At 55.1% G+C, this 16,657-nt stretch carries 11 protein-coding genes and 3 tRNA genes; 4 read left to right on the top strand and 10 right to left on the bottom strand.

The window, feature by feature from the left end; translation table 11 throughout:
- The first annotated feature begins 60 nt into the window (after positions 1-60).
- From PAT9B_RS05795 to zitB, 3 genes are read left to right on the top strand one after another with little or no spacing between them, the layout of a single operon-like run.
- Complete coding sequence (locus tag PAT9B_RS05795; protein ID WP_013508322.1) at positions 61-645, top strand: response regulator transcription factor; 585 nt, start codon at positions 61-63, stop codon at positions 643-645.
- Positions 642-3,701 carry an ATP-binding protein gene (locus PAT9B_RS05790; protein WP_013508321.1) on the top strand — a complete coding sequence of 1,020 codons (3,060 nt, stop codon included), beginning with the start codon at positions 642-644 and terminating at the stop codon, positions 3,699-3,701. The genes PAT9B_RS05795 and PAT9B_RS05790 overlap by 4 nt, the downstream gene beginning before the upstream one ends.
- Positions 3,670-4,629: a CDF family zinc transporter ZitB gene (gene zitB, locus PAT9B_RS05785; protein ID WP_013508320.1), complete on the top strand. Its 960-nt coding sequence runs from the start codon at positions 3,670-3,672 to the stop codon at positions 4,627-4,629. Before PAT9B_RS05790 ends, zitB begins: the two co-directional genes overlap by 32 nt.
- Here the strand turns inward: zitB and pnuC are convergent.
- From pnuC to PAT9B_RS05770, 3 genes are all read right to left on the bottom strand, one after another.
- The gene (pnuC, locus tag PAT9B_RS05780) at positions 4,626-5,345 is read right to left on the bottom strand and encodes a nicotinamide riboside transporter PnuC (RefSeq protein ID WP_013508319.1); all 720 of its coding nucleotides are present in this window, start codon (positions 5,343-5,345) and stop codon (positions 4,626-4,628) included. The genes zitB and pnuC overlap by 4 nt on opposite strands.
- 30 nt (positions 5,346-5,375) lie before the next feature.
- Positions 5,376-6,437, bottom strand: coding sequence for a quinolinate synthase NadA (gene nadA / locus PAT9B_RS05775; RefSeq protein WP_013508318.1), 1,062 nt, complete (start codon positions 6,435-6,437; stop codon positions 5,376-5,378).
- A gap of 157 nt (positions 6,438-6,594) precedes the next feature.
- A complete protein-coding gene (locus tag PAT9B_RS05770) occupies positions 6,595-7,080 on the bottom strand; it encodes a methylated-DNA--[protein]-cysteine S-methyltransferase (protein ID WP_013508317.1) in 486 nt (161 codons plus the stop codon).
- Positions 7,081-7,238: 158 nt separating this feature from the next.
- Between PAT9B_RS05770 and PAT9B_RS05765 the strand changes: the two genes are divergently transcribed.
- The gene (locus tag PAT9B_RS05765; protein ID WP_013508316.1) at positions 7,239-8,726 is read left to right on the top strand and encodes an AlkA N-terminal domain-containing protein; all 1,488 of its coding nucleotides are present in this window, start codon (positions 7,239-7,241) and stop codon (positions 8,724-8,726) included.
- Between the two features lie 34 nt (positions 8,727-8,760).
- Here the strand turns inward: PAT9B_RS05765 and PAT9B_RS29610 are convergent, their stop codons facing one another.
- The 7 genes from PAT9B_RS29610 to tolB all read right to left on the bottom strand — a co-directional run bounded on the left by PAT9B_RS29610 (position 8,761) and on the right by tolB (position 16,613).
- On the bottom strand, positions 8,761-12,906 hold the full coding sequence (locus PAT9B_RS29610) for a rhamnan synthesis F family protein (protein WP_071883896.1): 4,146 nt from the start codon (positions 12,904-12,906) through the stop codon (positions 8,761-8,763).
- Between the two features lie 536 nt (positions 12,907-13,442).
- A tRNA-Lys gene (locus PAT9B_RS05750) sits at positions 13,443-13,518 on the bottom strand.
- A 33-nt stretch (positions 13,519-13,551) separates the two neighbouring features.
- A tRNA-Lys gene (locus tag PAT9B_RS05745) sits at positions 13,552-13,627 on the bottom strand.
- A gap of 52 nt (positions 13,628-13,679) precedes the next feature.
- Positions 13,680-13,755: transfer RNA gene (locus PAT9B_RS05740), tRNA-Lys, on the bottom strand.
- A gap of 166 nt (positions 13,756-13,921) precedes the next feature.
- The gene (cpoB, locus tag PAT9B_RS05735; protein ID WP_013508314.1) at positions 13,922-14,731 is read right to left on the bottom strand and encodes a cell division protein CpoB; all 810 of its coding nucleotides are present in this window, start codon (positions 14,729-14,731) and stop codon (positions 13,922-13,924) included.
- Positions 14,732-14,740: 9 nt separating this feature from the next.
- A complete protein-coding gene (pal, locus tag PAT9B_RS05730) occupies positions 14,741-15,253 on the bottom strand; it encodes a peptidoglycan-associated lipoprotein Pal (protein WP_013508313.1) in 513 nt (170 codons plus the stop codon).
- 64 nt (positions 15,254-15,317) lie between these two features.
- The gene (gene tolB / locus PAT9B_RS05725; protein ID WP_013508312.1) at positions 15,318-16,613 is read right to left on the bottom strand and encodes a Tol-Pal system beta propeller repeat protein TolB; all 1,296 of its coding nucleotides are present in this window, start codon (positions 16,611-16,613) and stop codon (positions 15,318-15,320) included.
- Positions 16,614-16,657 lie beyond the last annotated feature (44 nt).

The raw sequence follows: 16,657 nt of genomic DNA, 5'->3' as shown, positions 1-16,657 counted from the left end.
TAATGAATATTCCCCCGCTTTTCCGTTATGCTGAAACAACGAAAACGACAGGACAGGATTATGGCTGCGCTGCTGCTTATAGATGATCACCCGTTAGTTGAAGTCGCGCTGAGTGCTGCCTGCGTCAACTCCCCGATTCCGTTACAGCTGTTCGCCGCCGGTGATGAAGCGCAGGCACGCCAGTTGCTACAACAGCACGCTATGGATCTGGTCATCCTGGATATTGGCTTACCGGACAGCGACGGACTGGAACTGTTGCGCCGTCTGCGGGTACATCATCCCGACTGTCCGGTGCTGATCTACTCAGCCGAGCAGAGCCGCCATACTTTGCTGCGCGCCGCCTCGCTGGGTGCCGCGGGTTATGTGGTGAAAAGCCAGAGCATGGCGCAATTATTGAGTGCGATTCTCGCCGTGCTGGGAGGGCAACAGGCGTTCCCTGATCTGCCTGAACGCATTGATTTGCCGCTGACCGAAAAAGAGCAACAGATTGTCGCTCTGCTGGCTCGCGGCCTGTCGAATTTGCAGATTGCCGAACAGCTGCATATCAGCAACAAAACCGTCAGCACCCATAAAAAGAACATCCTCGAAAAAACCGGGGTGCAATCGGTGGTGGAACTGGCCGCATTGTGGAAGGCGCATCAGTGAGGCGTCTGCTTCTGCTGCTGATCTGGCTGTGCAGCTCGCTGGTGCAGGCCGATTTACAGCCTGCCAGCAGTGTGATGCTACCCGCGATGATGCCCGCACCACACAGCACGCCCTGGTCAGCATCCCCCTTGCGCGTGGCGCTACCGGCGCAAAACAGCGCCCCTTGGGCGATGCGCATCGGCGATCAGATCTGGGGGATTGATGCCGATTATCTGAGCGCGCTCAGTCAGCTCACCGGCAGCCACTTCGTATTGCAAACCTATCCCGATCGCGATCGGCAACTGGCCGCGCTGGCTCGCGGCGAGGTCGATCTGGTGTTGAGTACCGACCACGCCTCTTTGCCCTCCGACATCCAGTTAAGCGACAGTTGGTACAGCAGCCCGGTGCGGATCTACCGCAACCGCGATAATCAACGCGCCGTGATGTTCAATAGCCACAATGCGCAACTCACCGTGGCGCAAGCTACACTGGCGCAACTTCCAGATGATTTTGTGCATGCGCACCGCTGGTATAGTCTGCCCGGCGATCTTCAGGCGCTGTATGCGTTGCTCAATCAGCAAAGTGACTATCTGGTGGCCGATGAGACCAGTGCCGGATTCCTGCTCAGCCAGTTGCAGCAGGGGCAAATTTACCAAATCACCGCCGATCCGGGCGCTGGCGATCTCACCCTACGGGCGCTGGCACGCGATCCGGCGCTGATCCAGTGGCTGAATCAGCAACTGCGCCTGCTACCGGCTGAGTTCAGCAACCGGGTTCAGCAGCGCTGGAGCCCTCCGCTGTTGCGCTACCAGGATACACAGACGCTGATGCTGTCTGCACCCGAGCAACAGTGGCTGTCGCAACATCGAGACATTCCTTACGCCGCTGAGGCCGATAACGCCCCCTGGAGTTATCGTGACGCCAACGGCAATGCACGCGGTTTCGCCATCGACTTGCTAAACGCCATCAGCCAGAGTACCGGCCTGCATTTTACGCCACGCTGGGTGGCGAATCCGCAGCAGGCCACAGCGCTGCTGCAACAGCAGCAGGTGATGCTCAGTGTCTTGCCCGCACAGGACGGCGCAACCACCCTGCCGGTGTGGCGCGCCATCTGGGGCATTTATACCCTGGCAACGCGCCAGCCCATGAACTGGCAGGCATTGCAGGGACAACGCGTGGGGATCTTACGCGACGACCTCGCGCAACGCATGTTGCCTGGCGGGATCAACGTGCAGATTTTTGACGATCGCGCCCAGCTGTGGCAGGCGTTGAATAACAACCAGATCGATGCGCTGGTGGATAATGTGCTGTCGGCACGTTGGCGCATCGCCAGCCGCTATGGTGAGCGGATGCATCTGGCGTTCGCCGCCAGTGATATCGCCTGGCCGCTGGCACCGCAAATCAGCGATCAACAACCGGTGCTGCGCGCACTGCTGGATCGCGCATTACAGCAGATCCCCCCGGAAACCCTGAACCAGATGCGTGATAACTGGTCAGTCCCACCTCAGCCCGGCACCACCATGACGATGCGCAATGTGCCGTTGCTGGTACTGTTCGCCGCCGGTATCGCCATCCTGCTGCTGCTGGTGCTGCTGGTACGCCGCTATCTGCAACAACGGCGTGAACGTCTGCAACGTGAACAGGCCGAGCGGGCCAACGCCGCGAAAAGCCAGTTTCTCGCCACCGCCAGCCATGAGCTACGTACACCGATGCAGGCGATTCTCGGCCTGCTGGAACTGGAACAGCAACAACACCCCAGCGCCCGGCTGGAGCTGATGCACAGCAGCGCGCGCTCGCTGATGGCACTGCTGAATGACTTGCAGGATCACGCGCGCATTGAAAACCACAGTTTCCGTCTGGCACCACGTCCTCTGCACTTGTCGCACTGGCTGCAACAACAGCAGCAGTTTTACCATCCGTTGATGCGTGATGGGGGGCCACAACTGGTGGTCGAAGCGCTGACTGCACTGCCCGCAGCCGTGCTGCTGGATGGCGACCGCCTGCAACAGGTGGTGAATAATCTGGTGGCGAACGCGCTGAAGTTTACCCGTCAGGGGGATATTCGCCTGACGCTGGCGGTCAGCGATGCCATCGTACTGGTGGTGGCCGACAGCGGGAGCGGCATTCCGCAGGCGGAGCAAGCACAGCTCTTCGAACCTTGGTATCAGGCACCGTCCGGGAAAACCCATGCCGTGCAGGGCAGCGGTCTTGGCTTGTTTATCTGCCGGGAGATTGTGCAACGCATGGGGGGCAAGCTGACACTCACCTCTGCGCCGGGTACAGGCACCCGCGTTGAAGTCACGCTGCCGCTCGAGCTGGCCGACAGCCAGAGCGAAAGCACTACCGCCAGCTGGCCGCACTATCCGCAGTTGCGTGTGGCGATTGTCGACGACCATCCCACCAATTTGCTGGTGATGCAGCAGCAGCTGGCGCTGTTTGCCATCCACGCCGAGGTGTTTGATGAAGGGCGCGCGTTACTGCGTGCCGATGCCCGTCAGCCCTTCGACCTGTTGTTTATCGACCAGATGATGCCACGCCCTAATGGGCTTACGCTGTTACGGATTCTGCGCCGCCGCCAGCGGCAACGTGGCGATAACGCATGGCGCGTGATCTGTTCGGCTGACGCACAGCTGGTCAAATTGCCGCTGCAACCGCATGAGGCGCTGCTGGTAAAACCGATCGTGCTGCACGATATTGCCCCCCTGCTGGCGCGTGCGAGCCAGGATCCCCTTATGCATCTGTCCGACAGCCTGCATATCCTTGCACAACACAACGAGAGCATGATTCCGCGTATTTGCCAGACGCTGCAACGCACGCTGATACAGGACCGCGACACCTTGCTGGCCGCCAGCACAGCGCAGGAGTGGCCAGCGCTGGCGCGCGCCGCACACCGGATGAAAGGCAGTTGGTTGTTGCTGGGAATGGACACCGTCGCGGCCATGTGCCAGCAATTGACCGAAGCGGCAAAACAGCAACAGCTGGACCCAGAGCAACTCAATTTACTGATATCATTAACGAACAGGTTACTGAAACAACTGGAAAGTTATGGCACACACCCATTCTCACAACACGCCTGACGGCAACCGCACCCGCCTGGCGGCGGCATTTGCTATCACCGCCCTGTTTATGTTGGTGGAAGCGATTGGTGGTTGGATCTCAGGCTCACTGGCGCTGCTGGCGGATGCCGGTCATATGCTCACCGATACCGCTGCCCTGTTAATGGCGCTGCTGGCGGTACAATTTTCACAGCGTAAGCCTAATGCACGCCATACCTTTGGCTTGTTACGTCTCACCACGCTGGCCGCCTTTGTCAACGCGATTGCCTTGCTGGTGATCACCGTGATGATTGTTTGGGAAGCGCTACGTCGCTTTTATCAACCGCAGCCGGTCGCCGGTGGCCTGATGCTGACCATTGGCGTGGCCGGTCTGCTGGCGAATCTGCTCTCCTTCTGGCTGCTGCACCATGGCAGCGAAGAGAAGAATCTCAACGTGCGCGCCGCCGCCCTGCATGTGCTGGGGGACTTGCTCGGTTCGGTAGGTGCCATTGTCGCGGCAGTGATTATTATGTTCACCGGCTGGACGCCGATCGATCCGATTCTGTCGCTGCTGGTCTCACTGCTGGTGGTGCGCAGCGCCTGGTCGTTGTTGCGCGAAAGTTTGCATGAACTGCTGGAAGGTGCGCCGGGCAATATCAATGTTGATAAGTTAAAACGCGAGCTGACACGCAATATCGCGGAAGTGCGCAACGTCCATCATGTGCACTTGTGGCAGGTGGGTGAGAAACCGGTACTGACGTTACATGTGCAGGTGATCCCACCTTACGATCATGACGCCCTGCTGGTGCGCATTCATCGCTACCTGCATCAGCATTATCAAATCGCCCACGCCACGGTGCAAATGGAGTACCAGCCCTGTAACGGGCCGGATTGCGAATTGTGCCTCGACTCAGGCAGCACGCAGCATGACCCTCATCACCATGAAGGCCATGTGCATCAGCACCACTAAGAGGAGAGCGCATGCGAGCCGTGTTCGCGTGCGCTTTTGATCCACAAACGGGAACCATTCAGGGCAATCAGCGTCAGGATGGCGTACTCCAGCGACATCGCGTAGACGCCCTGGCGGGCAAAAATCATCACACTGATGATATTGATCACCACCCACAGCAGCCAGTTTTCCACGTATTTGCGCGTCATCAGAATCATCGCCACAATCGACAACACCATCATGCTGGAATCCCAGAACGGGAAAGCATCCGGTTGCAATTGCGGCATCACCACCTGTAAGCCCAGCCCCTGCATGATCCCGACCGCGCTGCGCGTCAGGAAGGCAAACACCGGGTCGATGTAAAAGGTCATCAGCGCAATGGCCAGCACGCACCCCGCACCCCACCCCAGCGCCCTGGGCAGCGGCAGCCAGCGGATTTTCAGCTCGGCTTCCTGCTCCGCGTTTTGCCGACTCCAGGCATACCAGCCATAGACATTAGCGACAAAGAAAAACAGTTGCAGCAGCAGGCTGGCGTAGAGTTGAATCTGGAAAAAAATCACCGCAAACAGGGTGACGTTGATCAGGCCGAAGACGTAGTTGATGATTTTTTCCAGGCTGGCTAACCAGATACACAACAGGCCAGCCACGGTGCCGACCGCTTCGATCCATGAGAGATCGTAGCCGCCGACGCCGAGAGGAATATGAACCAGAATGTTTTGCGTGCTAAAGAAATCCATAACGGGCACCTGTCTGAAAGGTGCAGCGCGTCAGGCGTTCCCTTTCACCTTGAGTTTGAGTTCCGCTGCAAAGGATAGCATGCGGTTGAGCGGCAGCAACGCCGCCTCGCGCAATCCATCATCGACATGGATTTCGTGCTCACTGCCGCCCTGCGCCAATCCTTCAGCAATCGCTTTTAGTCCGTTCATCGCCATCCACGGGCAATGCGCACAGCTGCGACAGGTGGCCCCTTCTCCGGCGGTCGGTGCTTCCAGCAGCTCTTTTTCCGGTACCGCCTGCTGCATTTTGTAAAAGATGCCGCGATCCGTGGCGACAATCATCTGCGGATGCGGCAGGCTTTTTGCCGCCTGAATCAGCTGGCTGGTGGAGCCGACCGCATCGGCCAGTTCAACAATCGCCTGGGGTGATTCCGGGTGAACCAGCACTGCGGCATCGGGATAGAGCGCTTTCATGCGTTGCAGCGCCTGGGTTTTGAATTCATCGTGCACGATGCAGGCACCCTGCCAGCACAGCACATCTGCCCCGGTCTTTTGCGTAACGTAGCGCCCCAGATGACGATCCGGTGCCCAGATAATTTTTTCACCCAGGCTGTCGAGATGCTCAATCAATTCCACCGCGATACTGGAGGTCACGACCCAATCGGCGCGCGCTTTGACCGCCGCCGAGGTGTTGGCATACACCACCACGGTGCGATCCGGGTGCGCATCGCAAAAACGGTTAAACTCCTCAATCGGACAACCCAGATCGAGGGAACACTCAGCCTGCAAGGTGGGCATCAGGACGGTTTTTTCCGGGCTGAGGATTTTCGCGGTTTCGCCCATAAAACGCACGCCAGCCACCAATAAGGTAGAAGCCGGATGCGTGCTGCCAAAACGCGCCATTTCCAGTGAATCCGCCACGCAGCCGCCGGTTGCTTCCGCCAGCGCCTGAATTTCCGGATCGGTGTAGTAATGCGCCACCATCACCGCATCACGTTCTTTCAGTAACCGTTTGATCTCTTCGATATAAAACGATTTTTCATCCTGGCTGAGACGCGCCGGTTTCGGTGGGAAGGGATAGATCGCGCTTTCAGGATCGAACATCAGGCTCATGACACGGCTCTCGGTTTTCTTAATTTAACAAAATCGCCTTTCATGGCGATTAAGATGGCATGAAATCCACCATCGTGTTTTATATGCTAAACAAGATAGCGGATCTCACCGAGTGTGTCGTGTTTTTTTTACCCAAAGCTGACCGGCTGTGATCCGCTTAGCGTTTCGGCATACCTTCCAGTTCCAGCAGGAAAGCTTTCACCGGCAGCCCACCGGCAAATCCGGTCAGTTTACCGTTGCTGCCGATCACTCGATGGCAGGGAGCCACGATCGACAGTGGGTTCTTCCCATTGGCCGCGCCGACCGCACGCACCGCTTTAGGGTTACCAATTTGTTCGGCAATCTGACGGTAGCTGCGGGTTTCACCAAACGGGATGGTAATCAGCGCCTGCCAGACTTTTTTCTGAAACTCAGTACCGACGGTGTCATAGGGCAGATCAAACTGCTGACGCTGGCCGGCAAAGTATTCGCGTAGCTGACGCTCGGTTTCACATAAGATGGGATGTTGGTCATCACGACTGATCGGCTTGAGCGGTACGCGTTGTGACCCCTCGTTCTCCCACAGGATCGCCGACAGTCCTTTATTGCTGGCAACTAAGGTGAGATCCCCGACCGGGGTAGAGATAATTTTTGCATGATACATAGTGCGCCTCCGGCTTGATATCTGTGGTGCATTATCGCACTTTTGTCGCGATAAACTGGCTGTTTTCGGTCATGCAGATAAACTGGTTAGCTGTCCGAAAGCAGCGAGTTTTCATCGCCTGGCTGCGCGAGGATGCAGTTTATTTGCTGGAGACGATGATGTTTGATCCCGATATTGCTTACCAGGCGCTGACATCGCGCGATAGCCGCTTTGACGGCTTGTTCTTTGTCGGTGTGACATCAACCGGCATCTATTGCCGACCGATCTGCCCGGTAAAAGCCCCGATGCAGAAAAATTGCCTGTTTTTTTCCAGCGCTGAAGCGGCAGAGAAAGCCCATTTCCGCCCCTGTCTGCGTTGTCGCCCGGAACTGGCACCCGGTTTCGCCCCGGTTGATAGCCATCATCGTATTGCCGATCGGCTGATCCGGCGTATTGAGGAAGGACTGCTGGAAGAACAGGAAACGCTGGCGGAAATTGCGACCGAGTTTGGTTTAAGTGAGCGCCAACTGCGCCGCGTGGTGCAGCAGGAGCTGGGCGTCTCACCGATCGAATTACGTCAAACCCGGCGCATGTTGCTGGCGAAACAACTGCTAACCGAAACCTCCCTGCCAGTAACGGAAATCGCTTATGCCAGCGGTTTTAACAGCCTGCGGCGATTTAACGATGTGTTCCAGGCACGCTACCGCATGACGCCATCTCGTCTGCGTAAGCAGTCTTCTCCTTCACCGGTAACACCGTTACAGGAAAGCGCAGAACTGCGCCTGAGTTATCGCCCGCCTTATGACTGGGAAGCGATACTCGATTTTCTGCAACAACGCGTGATGAAGGAGGTGGAATGGGTCGCAGAGGGGATTTATCACCGTACCGTGGCGCTCGGCGGCTGTCAGGGCTGGGTACGTGTCAGTCACTATCCTGAGAAGCAGGCATTAAAGGTGCAGTTCACCACCAGCCTGACACCGGTGTTGCCTGCCCTGCTGCGTCGCCTGCGCGATTTGTTCGATTTGGATGCCCAGCCACAACGGATTGCCGACCAGTTAGCACAAGATCCGTTACTGGCACCGAGTCTGGTCAGGTATCCCGGCCTGCGTGTCCCAGGAGCCTTTGATGGCTTTGAATTGGGCGTGCGGGCGATTCTCGGCCAACAGGTGACGGTAAAAGCGGCGACGACGCTGAGTAGCCGTGTGGCGCAGCGTTTCGGCGCGCCGATGGCGACGCCCTGGCCTGAGCTGTCGCGCCTTTCGCCCAGTGCAGAAACGCTGGCAACAGCCACCCAGGATGATATCGCCAGTCTCGGGATTGTCAGTGCCCGCTCACAGGCGATCCTCGCACTGGCTCAGGCCTGTGCCTCTGGTGCATTACGCTTTAATGGCGCGGTCAATCCTGATGTGGTGCAGCAGCAATTGCTGGCGTTAAAAGGGATAGGTCCGTGGACCGCCAGCTATATTGCGATGCGCGCGCTGCGCTGGCCGGATGCATTTCCCAAAGAAGATATCGCGATTCGTAATAATCTTGGCGGTGTGAGTGCGAAAGACGCCGAGGTACGGTCACAGGTGTGGCGTCCATGGCGCAGTTATGCGGTGCTGCATATCTGGAAGAGTTTGACGCCGGAGAAAGGTGACGAAGCAAAGCGTAACAAGGCGCCCTGAGGGCGCCTTGATCAGCCATTAATTACGTTAACATTCAGGCGTGTTCATCATACAGCGTTTGTGCCTGTTCACGCGCCAGTTCCAGCTTCGGTTGGGCGTTCATGGTAGCTACTGAACGCTCAATCCTTTGACGGGAATACTTACGGATCAGTGCCTGCATCCCGGCATCCATCAGTCGGGTGCGCTCATCACTGGCGTAGCTCTTCGATTTCGCATGATAGATGTAGGTATTGGTCAGGACCGCCAGATCGAAACCGGCATCCGACACGCGGAAGCAGAAATCATTCTCCTCGCCATAACCGTGTGGGAAGCTTTCCTCGTCGAACAGACCAATGGTATCAAACACTTCACGCTTAACCGCGAAACAGAAACCATGTACCAACGGCACGCGCACCAACTGGCGATCCCAGTGTGTCTCGAAGAAGTGGTCGATATCTGCCGGGGTCAGGCTGTCCGGCAGGGCGTTAATCGCCGTCTGCGTTGCGGTGCCTTTGATCGAAGGCACTGATTGGGTACTTGCCGCATTGGAGAGCGGCCCGACTACGCCCAGGTTTGCCTGGCTATCCAGCGCATGGCACAGTTTTTCCAGCGCGCCTGCCGGAACGATGGTGTCACTGTTAAGCAGCAACACATTGCGGCTGGAACCACCACGCACACCATTATTGGCCGTCCGGGTGTAACCCAGTCGAACTTCCTGCCTGATCAGTTTGGCCCCTTTGGCGACGGCAAATTCCGCGAGGAATTGCTCAGTCTCTTTAGCGGAGGCGTCATCAACCAGGATGATATTCCCACGTCCCTGCAATGCCTCATCCAGTGATGCCAGGCAAGCACGCACATCATCCAGGGCATTGTGAACACAAACCACGACATCAAGATCGAGCTGATCCTGCGGTTGCGCGTCGGTGTTCGCCGCGGTGTAACTGATATCAACCACCTGTTCTGACACCGGGGTATGCCAGCTGGCATAGATATGCGGCTGCGGCCCCCATTGGTTCAAACCATGCTCGTAGAGCGCAAACTCTTCCGAGTCACGCACCGATTGGTTGTCTTCCAGCAACGGATACCAGGTAACGCCAGCTGCGTTCAACGCATAGCTGATACTGATCTGATCACGGCGGCTGTAGGTGTTGATCTCATTCCACCACAACTTCATGAAGTTGTGCACCGCCTGCTCGCGCGCATCCAGTACCAGCACATTGCTTTCGATCAGCGGAATAAGGCTCAGCTCATCAATAGCTTTATAACGGCCAATCTGCTCGCTGACGGCTGACGGATCATCAAGCTCCAGCGCCAGAATCTCCTCCGCTTCCTCCAGCCAGGTGTCGCGGATCGGATGTTTGATCGCGCCAATCTGCCGCTCAGAGAGCGCCACGCGCTCCACCAGATCGGAAACCGGGGCATTTAGCTCCACGTTGGCATCAATCCACACAACGTAATCGTAGTTTTCGATATATTTTAACAAGTTAGTCTTGATATATCGCGCTGAACGGCGCGGATCGGCATCGATATACGGCGGACTATGCATCTGGAACACACCGTAACCATCAGTCACCGAGTCAGAGAAACAGTGGTAGTCGACATCGCTTTCCAGGCATTTTGGCAGCAGTAACGCATCAAAAGGCCCAATGATGGCGGTAACCAACGCAATACGTGGTTTACGACCGCCTCGCGCCTGAACCGCACGCTGATAAGTGTCGATATCCGCGTTACGATCACGCACCAGCTGTGGGAAGCTGCCGGTTTCAGAATCAGCCAGGCGCGCCCGATCGAAGTAGTTGATCAGACGGTAGTCCCTGTCGACGAAACGCATGATTGTGCTGTAGTTCTGCAACAGCGGAATCGTACCAAACAAGCGCTCAAAACCATGCGCCAGCGTACCGTCATACTGCCCAGCTTCTTCGTCAAAGTCTTCGAGACGATATTCACCATTGAGCAGTGGGCGCAGGGCATCAGAACGCGACCAGAAGAACGATCCTGCCGGATAGTCTGGACAGTAGGTCATATCATAGGAGAAGCCCAGACGTGCCAATTGTTGCTTAACGATCTCACGATTGCCACCCCAATTAGGCTGACGCGTCACGCCGTAGAAATAAGCCGGGAATAACACACCTAATTTCGGATCGTTATCAAATGAATTCAGGATTTGTGTCGTAATAGACTCCGTGCCCAGCGTGTAATGCAGCAGGAAACGACGCCATCCTTTTGATAACGCCTGGGGCGATTTCTTCGAGTGAATATGCAGAATAAGTTCGTAGGAAAGCAATTCCGCACCAAACTCAACAATAAACGGATAAATATCTCTCCCTTTATTTTCTGTTTCCCGGACAACTAATTTTTTCAGCGTTTTGATACCAGAACGGAATTTGCGCTCGCACTCTTCGACATTATGCTTCCCGCGAGGCAGGGAAATAAACAGGTCGAAGCCTGTCGGGATGGTGTTCAAATGTTTGATGAATTCATCTGCCAGGTCGACATAATACAAGTGCAGATGAACACCAATGGTGCGCGCGAAGCCTTCATTCAATTGTACCGGAGCATCAATGAGTAGCGGTCTTCCTTTGGCACCATATTCTGACGGCCCATAACGGAAGAACGGGGCTTCTAACATGCGCGGCGTGGCGCTTGGCTGACGCCCTTCGGCGTGACCATACAGAAGAAAGTGCTCGAACGGGTCCATACCCGATGTGGCAACATCAGGATAGGCCTCCAGATACCATGGAATATCCAAATCCTGCGCCACCAGTCGGGCTAAGGAAGAGAAACGCCCTTCCTGCTGTCCATGCGTAATGTAATGGTACACCGCAGGTATCTGCGCACGTGCAACGTCGGTATAGGTATCGAGATACCATTGCGCATCGAAATCTGGTGCCTCTGACTGCAAAAAAGCATTCTGGGTCGGATAACGGCCTTCTGCCTTACCGTAGTTCAGGTAATGTTCTTCTGGCTCCACACCCGATCCCGAAACATCCGGATAGGTTTGCAGATACCATTCACGATCCACCTCAACATGCGTCGCTTCAGGCGCGGCTGGAGCAACGGGTTGGCGTCGCAGCAGCGTGTATTTTGCCCGGCGTAAAACGCTACGCAGCGCGCGTTTGGTGGCGCGTACCGGCGCGGTGAGACGCCATGAGGAGGAGTTCAGAATGATGCGGATATCCTCATTCTTGAACGCCAGTTCCTGAGTGGCTAACGCGAGTGATTCAGCCGCCTTTCTGGCTTCATCGCGTAACATCTCATTTTCTTGCCTGCGCAGCACCAGCTGTTGGGTCGCTCGCGTTAAAGAGGCTTCTAATTCCACAATTTGCGCAGCGGTTTTTACATCAATCCGTTCTCTGGCGCTGTCATTTTCCATAATCCGCATGCGGAACTGTTCCTTTTGCTGAGATATTGTCACTTCGGCTTCTGCGATTTGCTGGCGGAGTTGTTCCGCTTCTTTAACTGACCGGTCACGCTCACTGTGAGCTGAACCAATCGTTGTTTTTAGTGAACGTACACTGTATTCATCAAGGCAAGCTTTACCCAAACGGGCAAACACTTCCTGCACATTACGGAGCTGAGTTTCGTCGTTGTCGGCGGCAAACAAACGTTGCAATGCCGGTGTCTGCTCAGCACCTACGCCCACAACCGTTAAGCCATGACCATGGGCAAATTCAAAACACGGATAGGTGTGTCTTAACTCTTCGACAAAACGGAATACGCCAAAGTCACCTTTGCGTTCGTTGCTGTCGTGGATAATAACGACACCACGGCTGGAGAGTTTAGGCAGCCAGGTATCAAAATCATGCTTCACGGCTTCGTAAGTATGGTATCCGTCGATATGCAGCAGATCGATTTCACCCTCTTTGAAGAAGTTGGCACCTTCATCAAAGGTGGTACGCATGAGCGTAGAGAAGCGTGAGTAGAAGCGGGTATTGTGGGCATGCACCGACCCATACACGTTTTCGCCATAGAAGCCGGCATGCTCATCACCTTTCCAGGCATCGATGGCATAACTACGAGTGGGTAAACGCAGCTGTTCAATGGCCTGACAGAAGGCAAAATACGAAGAGCCATAATGGGTACCCAATTCAACCAGCACACGCGGTTTGTGGGCATTTGTCAGCCAGAAAGCAAAGGGGATGTGTTCAAGCCAGGCAGACTGGGTAAGCTCCGTTGGTTGCATGAACGCAATCGCATTCATGGTCAAATCCGGGTATGCGGAGTTCCCATCAATTCCAATCTTAATTTCTGCAGAGGTATTCGAAGCGTTTTTGAATTCCTTTACTGTATTGAATTCTTTTTCAGTCGAGTTCATTTTTTTTCCCAAAGACACTTAAAACGACTTCAGCATAATCCTATTCCGTATAAGAATCATCTTATATATCCAGCATTACCAGGACGGGTAGCAGGATGATTCTTCGCTAATGTTCCGTCCCGAAACAGGGTGTTGGCCGGGCACATCGCCCAGCGCCACCTGGCTGCGCCCTGTGGTCACGGTGAATACATCAAGAATGATAATAATGCGGTGGTTAAATAGTATGTTTGCCTGGGTTCTCTAACGCAATAGTGTCATTTGAAATTTAGATTTTTCTCCGACAAATCGCTATGTATTCGCAGACAAAATCCTGCAACCCTCAGGCAGAGAATTGATTAAGACGAAAAAAAACCGCATCCCCAAAACAGAGATACGGCTTTCTTATTTCCCCGGATATTTTCCAACATCCCAGGAAGCAATATTGGTGGGTCGTGCAGGATTCGAACCTGCGACCAATTGATTAAAAGTCAACTGCTCTACCAACTGAGCTAACGACCCGCTCGATGAGGGCTTACAACCAGAGTGACCAGATGGTGGGTCGTGCAGGATTCGAACCTGCGACCAATTGATTAAAAGTCAACTGCTCTACCAACTGAGCTAACGACCCATCGTGGTTGTGAAGCGAACTGAAGAAACACTGAACCGACTGGAGGTTGAGATGGTGGGTCGTGCAGGATTCGAACCTGCGACCAATTGATTAAAAGTCAACTGCTCTACCAACTGAGCTAACGACCCATCTTCAGTGCTGCCGATACTTGTTAAGATATGTCCCGGCAACGGCGGCATATATTACTGATTTAGCGGGGTAGCGCAACCCTTATTTTCCACCAAATCACTCAATTGCTTACCTTTCATGCGGCCAGACCAGAAATCACACGAAATCCGGTCTGTGCTGCACAAATTACAACCCGGCGAGACGTTTCTGCGCCAGCTTTGCTGATTCGCTGTTCGGGAATTGTTTGATCACTTGCTGGTAGACCGCTTTGGCTTTCGCCGTGTCGTTCTTCTCCTGCATGATCACCCCAACCTTAAACAACGCTTCTGCGGCTTTCGGCGATTTCGGGTAGTTTTTTACCACAGTGGCAAAATAATAGGCCGCATCGTCCTTTTTGCCCTTGTTGTAAAACAACTGCCCCAGCCAGTAATTGGCATTGGGCTGATAGGTAGAATCAGGATAACGTTTCACCCATGCCTGCAGCGCAGTAATGGCCTGGTCATACTGTTTCTTCTCCAGAATCAGCGCCACAGCGGCATTGTAGTCGCTGTTAGCATCACCGCTTTGCGTCGGTGCTGCTGCTGCGCTATCACTGCTGCCTGTAGCGGCCGCTGTCGCACCTGCGCCAGCCCCACCAGCCGCCGCTGCGGCATCACCACCACCGCTGGCCTGAGCGCCGTTATTACCGCTGCTCAAACTGTCGATCTGCTGGTAGATCTGCTTCTGGCGCTCAATCACCTGATTAAGCTGATAGGTGTTCTGCTGAATTTGCCCGCGCAGCGAATCGATATCGCTTTGGTTGTCACTCATCTGCTGCTGCAACTGCTGCAGAAGCTGAGCCTGGGCATTGGAGATACGTTCAAGAGTGGTGACACGGTCTTCGACCGAGCCTGAGCCAACGCTACTGATTGACGCCTGGGCATTAGCGGCCCAGGGGGCCGCTACACCAACCAGTAACGACAGACTCAATAAATGAAGTCTGAAGTTACTCATCATGTGATTATCTTAGTAAACCAGAACGGCACGACGGTTTTTAGCGTAAGCCGCTTCGTCGTGACCCAGAACTGCCGGCTTCTCTTTACCGTAAGAAACGATAGACATCTGATCAGCTGACACGCCTTTACCCTGCAGGTACATTTTCACTGCGTTAGCACGACGCTCGCCCAGGGCGATGTTGTATTCCGGCGTACCGCGCTCATCCGCATGACCTTCGATGGTCACTTTGTAAGACGGGTTGCTACGCAGGAAAGCAGCGTGCTGATCCAGCATCTGAGCGTACTCAGACTGCACGTCATACTTGTCCAGGCCGAAGTAAACGATGTTGTTCTGCTGCAGCTGCTGCATCTGCAGACGTGCCTGCTCGTCAGAAGACATGTTACCGTTCTGGCCAGAACCGTAAGCGCCATCAGCACCCATGCCAGTCTGGTCATTGTTGTTGTTTTTGTGAGAGCTACATGCAGCTACCGCGATAACCGGCAGAGCCAGCATCAAACCCTTCAGCACTTTGTTCAGTTGCATTTCTTTATCCTATTATATTGTTTGCCATACATATCATCCCCCACTTTGGCGGGGGATTGATGCATCACAGATACGGCGACCAGGCAGGCGATTTTACCTGTCCATCAGTTGCCGGAAGACGCGCTTTGAAACGCCCATCGGTTGAAACCAACTGCAACACGGAACCCATCCCCTGAGTAGAGCTATAGATTACCATCGTGCCGTTAGGAGCCAGACTTGGCGTCTCATCCAGGAACGTGTCCGTTAACGTTTGAACGGCTCCCGTTTCCAGATCCTGTTTGGCGACGTGCTGAGCGCCACCGGCGCTGCTGATCATCACCATAGACTTACCGTCGGCTGCCACATCAGCGTCCTGGTTCTGAGCACCTTCCCAGGTAATACGCTGCGGCGCACCGCCGTTAATGCCAATTTTGTAAATCTGTGGCGCACCCGCCTGATCCGAGGTGTAAGCCAGTGTCTGGCTATCCGGGAACCAGGTCGGTTCGGTGCTGTTGTAACGGCCATCTGTAATCTGACGAATCTGACCAGAACCCAAATCCATCACATACAGGTTAAGGCTACCGGTTTTTGACAACGCGAACGCCAGTTTAGATCCATCCGGCGAGAAAGCCGGTGCGCCGTTATGACGTGGGAAAGAAGCAACCTGACGGATTGCGCCATTAGCCAGCGTCTGTATCACCAGCGCAGATTTACCGCTTTCAAAGGTGACGTAAGCCAGTTTGCTGCCGTCTGGTGACCAGGTCGGCGACATCAGCGGCTCCGGAGAACGATGCACCACAAACTGGTTGTAACCATCGTAATCTGACACACGCAGTTCATACGGGAACTGACCACCATTAGTCTGCACCACATACGCGATACGAGTACGGAAGGCACCTTTGATACCGGTCAGCTTCTCAAACACTTCGTCACTGGCAGTATGTGCGGCATAACGCAGCCACTGCTTCGTCACTTTGTAAGAGTTCTGCGCCAGCACCGTACCCGGTGCACCACCGGTATCGACCAGCTGATAAGCGATCTGGTAGCTGCCATCCGCATTCGGCGTGACCTGACCGACCACGACCGCATCGATACCCAGTGCGCTCCAGGCGGCAGGCTGAACCTGCTGCGCGCTGGTTGGCTGCTGGGGCAGACGCGAGCGGTCCAGCGGATTGAACTTACCACTGTTGCGCAAGTCAGCCGCGACGATGCCACCAATATCTTCTGGCGCAGCGCCCGGACCGGCCCACTGGAACGGAACCACACCAATAGGGCGTGCGGTATTCACGCCCTGCGTAATTTCAATGCGTACTTCCGCGTGCAGCATGGCCGCCCACAGCAGTACAAAAAAACCTAAGGTTACACGAAGTGCCTGCTTCATCTTTTCTCCCTTATCTGAACCTGAGTTCATGATAATTCGCACTG

The sequence above is a fragment of the Pantoea sp. At-9b genome (genome assembly GCF_000175935.2).
In the GTDB taxonomy this organism is placed as follows: domain Bacteria; phylum Pseudomonadota; class Gammaproteobacteria; order Enterobacterales; family Enterobacteriaceae; genus Pantoea.
Note: the sequence above shows the minus strand (reverse complement) of the source record. Positions and strands in the feature narration are given on the sequence as shown.